Below are 8,149 nucleotides of genomic sequence, written 5' to 3' on the forward strand. Positions count from 1 at the left end.
TGGCGCGACATTAGTTCCTCATGATTGCCGTGTTCGACTATCCACCCCCCCTCTACCACCAGAATTTCATCGGCTTTTTCGATGGTGGACAGGCGATGGGCGATAACTAGGGAGGTCCGATTCTTTTGCAGCGCATCCAATGCCTTTTGGATTGCCCGTTCGGATTCGGTATCAAGCGCCGAGGTGGCTTCGTCGAGGATAAGTACCGGGCAATCACGTAGCAGCGCGCGGGCGATTGCGATGCACTGACGCTGACCGCCGGAGAGCAAGACGCCGTTTTCTCCGATCACCGTGTCCAGGCCCATATCCATTTTTTCTATGAAATCCATGGCGTAAGCCATTCGGGCCGCGTTCTCTACCTGCTCGCGGGAGTAAGTTGCCTTGCGGGCATAAGCGATATTGTTGGCGATAGTATCGTTAAACAGATGCACGTTTTGGGAAACCAACGCCACCTGGTTACGCAGCGAGGCAAGCTTATAGGCGCACAGATCGGTACCGTCGAGCAGGATCTGGCCCTGCTGGATATCATAAAAACGCGTCAGCAAACTAGCGATGGTCGATTTACCGGAGCCAGAGCGCCCCACCAACGCTACCGTATGCCCCGCAGGAATGCTCAGACTAACATCGTACAGCGAAGGTGTCTCTTTGCCAGGATAGGAAAAAGTGACATGTTTAAAGGTGATGTCACCTTTAACGCGCTCAACTTCCACTATGCCTTCATCCTTTTCGGTTTCCATATCAAGAATGGAAAACAGCGTCTGACAAGCGGCCATACCGCGTTGGAACTGAGTGTTAACGTTAGTCAAGGATTTCAGTGGGCGCATCATGGCAATCATTGACGAAAACACGACAGTAATGGTGCCGGCGGTCAAGGTTTCCATGACCGCCGGAAAGCTAGCAGCATACAGAACAAAGGCCAGCGCAAGAGAGGCAATAAACTGGATTAGTGGATCGGAGACCGAGGAAGTGGCTACCATTTTCATCCCCTGTTGGCGCATTCGGTTGCTAACGCTGTTAAAACGCTCGTTTTCCACCTTTTGGCCGCCAAAAATCAGCACTTCCTTATGCCCTTTGAGCATCTGTTCAGCGCTGGTGGTCACCCGCCCCATGGTGCTTTGCATTCTTTTACTAATCTGGCGGAACCGTCTTGACACCTGCCGGATAGAAAATGATACTACGGGCGCAATCACCACCAGGATCAGCGACAATTGCCAACTATAGTAGAACATCATCGCGGACAGGCCGATGATCGATGCCCCTTCACGAATCAGGGTAATCAGCACGCTGGAGGACGATGAAGCCACCTGTTCGGAATCATAGGTAATGCGTGAAAGTAGGGTGCCGGTGGATTGCTGGTCGAAAAAAGACACTGGCATATCCATCATATGGTTAAACAGCCTGCGGCGCATGTTCATCACCACTTTGCCGGAAACCCAGGATACGCAATAGCTGGAGACAAAGCCGCTGACGCCTCGCAGCACCATCAGACCAATCACTACCAGCGGCATCCAGACCAGAATATTACTGTTGGCTTTGCCAAATCCGTCATCAAGCAGGGGCTTAAGCAGAGATAGCATAAAAGTATCGCTGGCAGCATTGAGTATCAGGGCAATCGCCGCGGCGATCAGACCTATCTTGAAAGGTGAGATCATCCGCCAAAGGCGACGGAAGGTCTGCCAGGTGGAGAGATCTTTATCTTTTAGCATTTATTCACCAGTGCTGGGACTCAATAGCCGTCTATTCTACCTATTTTAGCACAGCGACGCCAAACCGCTTGATGATACTATCGGCGGGAAATTCGACACGATAGACCAGCACGTCAAACGACTGCGGATAAAAACGCACGCTCAGCTGGCCGCTTGCCGCTGTATCGCACCAGAGAATTCCCAGACGCTAGTAGCACTGAGCCACTGCCTCAGCCGACAGCCAGAAGGTAGCACACAGCGCGCCCGCTATTGTTAGTTGCGGCAAAAATAACAGCGGCAAATTCCCCGTAATAATGGCCAGCACTAGCGCGGTCATTCCCGTCAGGTAACCGACCTTATGCGTCTTCTCTCGGCGGCAACGACGCAATGACTGAAAGCGGCGCTAGTGGAAGCATTGCCGCAGCAAACTTTCCACCGACTCGCTTGTCCCAATACCATACTGAGCCAGTCGCTATCGCTATGCCATAACAGGTTGTCGGCGTCATCCTCTCTCCCAGTGCCATCGTTGTACTGCAAATTGGTCATGTGGTCACCGATGCTGCTGCTTAACATATCATCCTCATAACCGCCTGACTAATTCGTCAGGTCACAAAGATCAAAAAAAACCGATATAGGTGATAGCGATATTTCCATAACGCGTTATGGAAATATCTTAGGCCTGAGGCCGTTAGCGCTCTGAACACCATATCGTTTTTTGCTCCGGTATCCCTCCCTCCTCCAGCAAGGTATCCCAATCCGTATATCATCTGCTTGCTAATTTCTTGTGAAACGTCCCGTTCCCGTTCGCCCTCGCCTCGCGCCGTAGCATTTGCGTCAGAAATAGAGATAGTGTATGTCGCTATCGGCCTAAAGAAGCCTGGAGACTCAACTTTTTTGTAAACCGCATCCTCCATTCTCATGCGAAGGTTTGCTACATGAAATAATGGCAGCGGATTAGCGTCTCCGTTTCTGCTCTTTGCGAACACATTATCAAACTGGAATAAAGTCCGGCCATTGACCTTTACCGTGTATCCCCAGTCATACTATGCGATTGGGGCTAGGAGTCTGAAGCTGAAATTGACTTTGGTATCCCGGTAACGCCACCGCCTTAGCTGGATGAATTTCTCCAGACAGAGATATTCTGGCATCTCTGTTGCGCTATGTTGGCTTTCCTATAGGCCATGAAATATCGTAACGATCTCTTTTTTGTTACCCATCTAAACTAATCAATAATATGCCACTGACAAATTCAGCAATATTATTAATCCGAGTTACCTCTTTGTACGTTATTTGCATTTAGCACTTGCGCTATTTTCTAATCGCTGACCAGGATATGTTAATTAAGCATTGAAAAATTGAAAAAACGATAGGCATCTTCACCTTATGAGATAGTTTAATCATGAACATCGCCCGGGATATACCTCACCCGATAATCTTGTAGGTAAACGTTAACAGGCCAAAGCTGGACGATGTCTGGCATTAACTGCGGCATACGTCCTAGTTCTTAGGTGTTAAGCATCGGCTGAATCAATACTGGCCTTAACTACCTCCACAGCATATCGGTATCCTTCGCTGTTTTCCTGTCGGCCGTTGACTCGATCTCTAGCGGTTTGGAGGCAAAAAACCCCATAAAGGGGCTTTCAGGTTTTCAGTAACGTTGGCCGCCGGACCGGACCGCGGCAGTTTAGCCATAGATGTTGGCGCGATCGCGCAACTCTTTGCCCGGTTTAAAATGTGGAACATATTTTCCTTCCAACTCCACCTTATCACCAGTTTTCGGGTTGCGGCCGATGCGCGGGGCACGGTAGTGAAGAGAAAAACTGCCGAAACCTCGGATTTCGATACGCTCGCCGCTGGCGAGCGTCGTCGCCATATGCTCAAGCATCTCTTTAACTGCATCCTCAACCACTTTCGTCTGGATATGAGAGTACTGGCTGGCTAGTCTTTCGATAAGCTCGGACTTAGTCATAATTCCTCCAAGTTTACGCGGCTCTCTTCAAGAGCAGCATAACAACTTAACTATCGTCCAGGAGCAGAGTCGCCGCCTCAGCTCCCCCATTATTATTACTCGCCTTTGGTCGCCGCTTTAAAGGCTTCAGCCATTGCGTTGGAGAAGTTGCCTTCTTCCTGCTTGTTATTCACGGCGCTGATGGCTTCTTTCTCGTCCGCCTCGTCCTTAGCACGAATGGAAAGGCTGACAATACGGTTTTTGCGATCGACACCGGTGAATTTAGCTTCCACATCGTCGCCGACGTTCAGGACCAGCGTAGCGTCTTCCACGTGGTCGCGCGAAGCTTCAGAGGCGCGCAGATAACCTTCCACGCCACCCGCTAATTCAACTGCAGCACCTTTTGCGTCTACTGCTGTGACTTTACCGGTAACAATAGCTCCTTTCTTGTTCAAAGATAGGTAGTTATTAAACGGATCTTCAGACAGCTGCTTCACGCCTAGGGAAATACGCTCGCGCTCTGCGTCAACCTGCAAAACTACAGCCGCGATTTCATCACCCTTCTTGTATTCGCGCACGGCTTCTTCACCAGCCACGTTCCAAGAGATGTCGGACAGATGAACAAGACCGTCGATACCGCCGTCCAGGCCGATGAAGATACCGAAGTCGGTGATTGACTTAATTTTGCCTTCAACGCGGTCGCCCTTGTTATGGGTTTCAGAGAACTGCTGCCACGGATTGGCCTTGCACTGTTTCAGGCCTAGGGAGATACGTCGACGCTCTTCGTCGATGTCCAGCACCATAACTTCCACCACATCGCCCACGTTAACCACTTTGGACGGATGGATGTTCTTGTTGGTCCAGTCCATTTCAGAAACGTGCACCAAGCCTTCAACTCCTTCTTCAATTTCAACGAAGCAGCCGTAGTCGGTCAGGTTAGTCACGCGGCCGGTCAAGCGGGTGCCTTCCGGGTAACGTTTCGCGATAGCGACCCATGGATCTTCACCTAGCTGTTTCAGGCCCAGGGAGACACGGATACACTCACGATCGAATTTTAGTACCTTAACGGTGATTTCGTCGCCAACATTCACGATTTCGCTCGGATGCTTCACTCGCTTCCAGGCCATATCGGTAATGTGCAGCAGGCCGTCAACTCCGCCCAGATCAACGAAGGCGCCGTAGTCCGTTAGGTTCTTGACTATACCCTTGACTTCCATGCCTTCCTGCAGGTTTTCCAGCAGCTGATCGCGCTCGGCGCTGCTTTCAGATTCAATAACGGCACGACGGGAAACTACAACGTTATTACGTTTCTGGTCCAACTTGATCACTTTAAACTCAAGCTCTTTACCTTCCAGATGCAGGGTGTCGCGAATCGGACGCACGTCGACCAGAGAACCCGGCAGGAACGCACGGATACCGTTCAGTTCTACGGTGAAACCGCCTTTGACTTTCCCGTTAATAACGCCGATCACTGTGGCCGCTTCTTCGTATGATTTTTCCAGCATCAGCCAAGCCTCGTAGCGCTTGGCTTTTTCACGAGACAGCAGCGTTTCTCCGAAACCGTCTTCGACTGCATCTAGAGCGACATCAACATGATCGCCCACTTCGATTTCCAGCTTACCCTGGGCGTTGCGGAACTGCTCGACAGGAATTGTGGATTCGGATTTCAGGCCGGCGTCAACCAGAACTACGTCTTTCTCGATAGATACAACGGTACCGCGAACGATGGATCCTGGGCGGGTTTCAATTTCTTTCAGCGATTCTTCAAAGAGTTGAGCAAAAGATTCTGTCATATTTGATAGTCTTCAAATTTTTTGATTAACGTCCATCCGGCATCCTGCTTGATGGGGCTATTATACACTCCCCGCTGCCTTTCCTCGCTGCAGGGTAATTTATTGACGATATCTTTACGATAGCGCCAGAATCTGCCTGGCACGCGCCAGCGCTTTGACTATCACTTCATCGATAGTCAAGCGGGTGGAGTCAAGCACCAGCGCGTTAGCTGCCGGCACCAATGGTGCTACCGCACGATTACGATCGCGATCGTCACGTTCTTTTATCTCGGATAAAAGGCGCTCGAAGTTAACACTAAAGCCATTTTCCTGCAACTGCCACATGCGGCGGTGTGCCCTTTCTTCCGACGACGCGTCCAGAAAGATTTTCACTGGTGCATCGGGAAACACCACGGTTCCCATGTCGCGGCCATCAGCGATGAGGCCTGGCGTGGCGCGAAACGCGCGCTGACGCTGCAGCAGTGCTTCACGCACGCGCGGAAACGCGGCGATTCGCGATGCGGTGTTGCCAACAGTCTCATTTCGAATAGCCTGGCTGACATCTTCCCCCTCCAGTACCACTTTCAACTGACCCTGTTCGACCTCGAAGCGGACATCGAGATGAGCGGCAAACGACGCCAACGCCTCCTCGCTATCGATAGCCACCTGTTGATGCAGGGCTGCCAGCGCTAACACCCGGTAGATCGCACCGGAATCCAGTAAATGCCATTGTAACGCTTCCGACAACGCTTTGCAGAGCGTCCCTTTTCCTGCGCCGCTCGGTCCATCGATGGTGATTACCGGAGCTATAACCGTCATTAACTTCTCCTTATTAAGCACAACGGGTGTGAAAGCCTCAGGGAGTCCTCAGGCTTCATTTCGCGTCATTATACCTTTCATTATGAGTAAAGGTTAATCTTACCCGTTAAGTAGCGCCGAATGCGGCGTGGCCGGCGTACTTAGAGCAGCCAGCCGGGCAAAAAAGTCCGGGAAAGTTTTGTGGGTACATTGCGGATCAAGAATAGTCACCGGCGTATCGGATAGCGCTACCAGCGCAAAACACATCGCCATGCGGTGGTCGTTATAGGTACCGATGAGGGCGCCGGTCAGTCTGGTGGGCGGAGTGATCGACAGATAATCCTCACCTTCGGTGACGGTGGCACCTAATTTGCGCAGCTCGGTAGCCATCGCCGTCAGCCGATCGGTCTCTTTGACTCGCCAGTTGGCAATATTGCGCAACGTGGTGGTGCCGCCGCTGGCGAACAGCGCAGTAGTGGCTATGGTCATCGCCGCGTCGGGGATATGATTCATATCCATATCGATAGCGTGCAGCGTAGCACGGCTGCATTCAATGTAATCGTTGCCCCAACGAATGGTAGCGCCCATGCTCTCCAGCACATCGGCGAAGCGGATATCCCCTTGCACGCTGTGGCGACCGATACCGGTTACCCGCACGGTACCGCCGCGGATCGCCGCCGCCGCCAGAAAATACGACGCGCTGGAGGCATCCCCTTCTACCAGATAATCGCCCGGCGAACGGTATACGCCGTTGCCGGTGAGGTAAAATACCTGATAATTATCGTGCCACACTGAAATACCGAAGCTTTTCATTAACGCCAGGGTAATATCGATATAGGGTTGGGACACCAGTTTACCCTTGATGCGGATGCAGCTGTCCTGCGGCGCCAGCGGCGCCATCATCAACAGAGAGGTGAGAAACTGGCTGGAGATGCTGCCGTCGACGGTGATATCACCGCCTTGATAACCTCCGCGCAAACGCAGCGGTGGATAGTGCTCTTGTTCGAGGTAATCAATTTTCGCCCCGCCCTGGCGCAGCGCATCCACTAAATGGCCGATGGGCCGATCTTTCATGCGCGGCTCGCCGGTCAGCGTCACATCCTGTTGTGCCTGTAGGCACAGCGCGGCGGTTAGCGGGCGCATGGCGGTGCCGGCATTACCAAGAAACAGCGTCAGCGCGTCATCCGCGCGCAGTGGGCCGCCGAGGCCGTCGATTTCACAGCTGCGGCGGTTCGCCGATAGGCGGTAATTGACGCCGAGCTGGTCCAAGGCCGTCAGCATATGGCGAACATCATCGCTGTCGAGCAGGTTGGCCAAGCGTGTGGTGCCGATGGCCTGTACTGCTATTAACAGGGCACGATTGGAAATGCTTTTGGAACCTGGAAGACTGAGAGTGCCATCGACGCGCGTGATGGGATTTAAGGTCAGGGAATCCTGCATGTGTAAGACGTTCTCCAGCAAACAATAAAGCCTGGCGCCTGTAGCCTCGGCGCGAAGACGATTCGGTAGAGTCTGACCCCGAGACCAGCTTCGCCATTATTAAGGAAAATATTTTTCACCAACGCCACATCGATGGCAGCAACGACCATCCCGGTCCGGCGGCGAACGTTATCCGTGGAGGCAAGCAAACCCCAGCATAAAGTCCACCAGCGCTTGTACGCCTTCCAGCGGCATGGCATTATACAGCGATGCGCGCATGCCGCCCACCACCCGGTGTCCCTTCAGGGCATGCAGACCGACAGCCTGAGACTTCTGCAAGAACAGCGCGTCAAGTTTACTGTTCACCAATTGGAACGGCACATTCATGCGCGAACGGTTGGCCGGCGCAATGGTATTGCGATAAAAATCGCTCTCGTCGATGGCGTGGTATAGCAAGGACGCCTTGGCCTGATTGCGTTTATCCATTTCCGCCAGCCCGCCCTGCGCTTTTAGCCATTTGAACACCA

Annotated in this window: 8 protein-coding genes; all 8 read right to left on the reverse strand. The window is 52.4% G+C overall.

The annotated features are described in order from the left end of the window. A partial coding sequence (gene msbA / locus BG74_RS00165) for a lipid A ABC transporter ATP-binding protein/permease MsbA (RefSeq protein WP_066595556.1) occupies nt 1–1,706 on the reverse strand: 1,706 nt, incomplete at its 3' end. Between the two features lie 187 nt (nt 1,707–1,893). Next, nucleotides 1,894–2,022, reverse strand: coding sequence for a hypothetical protein (locus BG74_RS18635; protein WP_256364168.1), 129 nt, complete (start codon nt 2,020–2,022; stop codon nt 1,894–1,896). A 5-nt stretch (nt 2,023–2,027) separates the two neighbouring features. Next, nucleotides 2,028–2,258, reverse strand: coding sequence for a hypothetical protein (locus BG74_RS11980; protein WP_187202423.1), 231 nt, complete (start codon nt 2,256–2,258; stop codon nt 2,028–2,030). 1,111 nt (nt 2,259–3,369) lie between these two features. After that, the gene (ihfB, locus tag BG74_RS00175) at nt 3,370–3,654 is read right to left on the reverse strand and encodes an integration host factor subunit beta (RefSeq protein WP_066595562.1); all 285 of its coding nucleotides are present in this window, start codon (nt 3,652–3,654) and stop codon (nt 3,370–3,372) included. Nucleotides 3,655–3,749: 95 nt separating this feature from the next. Next, the gene (rpsA, locus tag BG74_RS00180) at nt 3,750–5,426 is read right to left on the reverse strand and encodes a 30S ribosomal protein S1 (protein WP_066595564.1); all 1,677 of its coding nucleotides are present in this window, start codon (nt 5,424–5,426) and stop codon (nt 3,750–3,752) included. A 114-nt stretch (nt 5,427–5,540) separates the two neighbouring features. Beyond that, nucleotides 5,541–6,224: a (d)CMP kinase gene (cmk, locus tag BG74_RS00185; protein WP_066595566.1), complete on the reverse strand. Its 684-nt coding sequence runs from the start codon at nt 6,222–6,224 to the stop codon at nt 5,541–5,543. A 99-nt stretch (nt 6,225–6,323) separates the two neighbouring features. Then, nucleotides 6,324–7,643: a 3-phosphoshikimate 1-carboxyvinyltransferase gene (gene aroA, locus BG74_RS00190; protein ID WP_066595569.1), complete on the reverse strand. Its 1,320-nt coding sequence runs from the start codon at nt 7,641–7,643 to the stop codon at nt 6,324–6,326. Between the two features lie 168 nt (nt 7,644–7,811). After that, nucleotides 7,812–8,149 (reverse strand): aminotransferase class V-fold PLP-dependent enzyme (locus tag BG74_RS15275; protein ID WP_244267041.1); only part of this gene is annotated, 338 nt, incomplete at its 5' end.

Source organism: Sodalis-like endosymbiont of Proechinophthirus fluctus (genome assembly GCF_001602625.1).
GTDB lineage: Bacteria > Pseudomonadota > Gammaproteobacteria > Enterobacterales > Enterobacteriaceae.

Bases quoted from the DNA above. Each gene is read 5' to 3' on its own strand.
- aroA (WP_066595569.1), bottom strand. From the start codon at position 7,643: ATGCAGGATTCCCTGACCTTAAATCCCATCACGCGCGTCGATGGCACT.
- BG74_RS18635 (WP_256364168.1), bottom strand. From the start codon at position 2,022: ATGACCGCGCTAGTGCTGGCCATTATTACGGGGAATTTGCCGCTGTTA.
- ihfB (WP_066595562.1), bottom strand. From the start codon at position 3,654: ATGACTAAGTCCGAGCTTATCGAAAGACTAGCCAGCCAGTACTCTCAT.
- BG74_RS11980 (WP_187202423.1), bottom strand. From the start codon at position 2,258: ATGTTAAGCAGCAGCATCGGTGACCACATGACCAATTTGCAGTACAAC.
- rpsA (WP_066595564.1), bottom strand. From the start codon at position 5,426: ATGACAGAATCTTTTGCTCAACTCTTTGAAGAATCGCTGAAAGAAATT.
- cmk (WP_066595566.1), bottom strand. From the start codon at position 6,224: ATGACGGTTATAGCTCCGGTAATCACCATCGATGGACCGAGCGGCGCA.